2 protein-coding genes are annotated in these 2,052 nt (G+C 46.2%); one reads left to right on the top strand and one right to left on the bottom strand.

The features are described from left to right. On the top strand, nucleotides 1-1,136 hold a 1,136-nt coding region (gene wecB / locus C1T29_RS21325), incomplete at its 5' end, for a non-hydrolyzing UDP-N-acetylglucosamine 2-epimerase (RefSeq protein ID WP_231516518.1). A 30-nt stretch (nucleotides 1,137-1,166) separates the two neighbouring features. Here the strand turns inward: wecB and C1T29_RS21320 are convergent. Continuing rightward, nucleotides 1,167-2,042 (bottom strand): polyisoprenyl-teichoic acid--peptidoglycan teichoic acid transferase TagU, encoded by an 876-nt coding sequence (locus C1T29_RS21320; RefSeq protein WP_208945742.1) that lies wholly within the window; start codon nucleotides 2,040-2,042, stop codon nucleotides 1,167-1,169. Nucleotides 2,043-2,052: the final 10 nt, after the last annotated feature.

Below are 2,052 nucleotides of genomic sequence, written 5' to 3'. Positions count from 1 at the left end.
AAAAATTAAAAGTCATGACCATCTTCGGCACGCGCCCTGAAGCCATTAAGATGGCGCCGCTTGTGCTTGAATTAAGAAAACACCCCGAAATTGAGTCTTATGTGACGGTTACAGCACAGCACAGGCAAATGCTTGACCAGGTGCTTGAAGCTTTTAATATAAAGCCTGATTTTGATTTGAATATCATGAAAGAAAGGCAAACGCTGGCTGAAATTACGTCTAATGCACTTGTGAAACTGGACGAGCTGTTTCAGTCTATCAAACCGGACATTGTGCTTGTTCACGGTGATACGACAACGACATTTGCGGGAAGTCTTGCCGCTTATTATCACCAGATTTCCGTCGGCCATGTAGAGGCGGGACTCAGGACCGGAAACAAATACTCGCCGTTTCCCGAAGAGCTGAACAGGCAGCTGACGGGATCGATTGCCGATCTTCATTTTGCGCCGACAGAGCAGGCCGAAAAGAATCTGCTCCGTGAAAATAAAGACCAGGAGACGATTTACGTCACTGGAAATACGGCAATCGATGCGCTTCACACAACAGTGAGGGACGGCTATTCACATCCCATTCTTGAAAAAATAGGAAATGACAAGATGATTTTGCTTACCGCCCACCGCCGTGAAAATTTAGGTGAGCCGATGGAAAATATGTTTAAAGCAATCAGGCGGATCGTCGAAGAAGTTGACGACGTACAGGTTGTTTATCCCGTTCATCTCAATCCCGCTGTTCGTGAAGCGGCTGCAAAGCATTTCGGTGATCTGAAGAAGGTCCATCTAATAGAGCCGCTTGAAGTCATTGATTTTCACAACTTTGCGGCTGAAGCTCATTTCATCCTCACTGACTCGGGCGGGGTGCAGGAAGAAGCGCCGTCGCTCGGAAAGCCGGTCCTCGTGCTTCGAGATACGACGGAACGGCCCGAAGGCGTTCAGGCCGGGACACTTAAGCTGGCAGGCACGGATCAAGATAAGATCTATCAGCTGACTAAACAGCTGTTGACCGATCAAGATGAATATCGCAAAATGTCACGGGCTTCAAACCCATACGGGGACGGACAGGCTTCGCGGCGAATTGCAGAGGCGCTGCTTTATCGGTACGGATATCGAAGTGCGCGGCCTGACGTGTTTAAAGACTAATAAAAAAGCTTCCTTTTCAGGAAGCTTTTTTTATTTATTAAGGCTTTCTTTCAGTTCGGCTGTAATGTCGGAAAGGGAACTTTCGTCAGCTTTGTAATAATAGATTCCGTTGATTTTTGTGCCGTCGCCTTTCAGCTCATGCTGGATGACTTTTGAGCGGGCTTCTTTATAGCCGGATTGAATATCCCACATATCGTCAAACGTGAGATTCGTTTTAACGTTGTTTTCGATCACTTTGAACATATCTCCGAATTTCGTGATAGACGATATATTGGCGCCTTTATTAATGATTCCTTCGATGACTTGACGCTGCCTGTTCTGGCGTCCGAAGTCGCCGTTCGGGTCTTCTTTCCTCATTCTCGTATAAGCGAGCGCTTCTTTTCCGTTCAGCGTAATCTCGCCTTTGCCAAATGAATATCCGTCATAGTTGAAAGCAAACGTACTGTTCACGGTAATGCCGCCAAGCGTATCTACGACATCCCTGAAGCTTTCCATATTGACTTTGATAAAGTAGTCGACAGGAACATCGAGGAAGTTCTCAACCGTGTCTACCGTCATCTGAACACCGCCGAATGCGTATGAATGGTTGATTTTATCCAACTTGCCTTTGCCGATAATTTCAGTATACGTATCCCGCGGGATGCTGACCATTTCAGTCGTTTTCGTTTTCGGGTTCACCGTCATATAGATGAGGGAGTCTGCGCGCCCCTTATCACCGTCCCGTTCATCGACACCCATGAGAAGCACGGAAAACGGGTCATGGTTATCAATGTCAACAGCTGAATCGCGTTTTTTTGATTTGTTAATATTTTCATGAATACTCGCTACTGTAGATGCCGCTTTATGCCATAAGTAATAGGCGTAACTGCCTGTACTGAGAACAAAAATACCAATCAAAGCGATAATTGTATAAAAA

It is taken from the genome of Bacillus sp. MBGLi79 (assembly GCF_002953915.1).
Note: the sequence above shows the minus strand (reverse complement) of the source record. Positions and strands in the feature narration are given on the sequence as shown.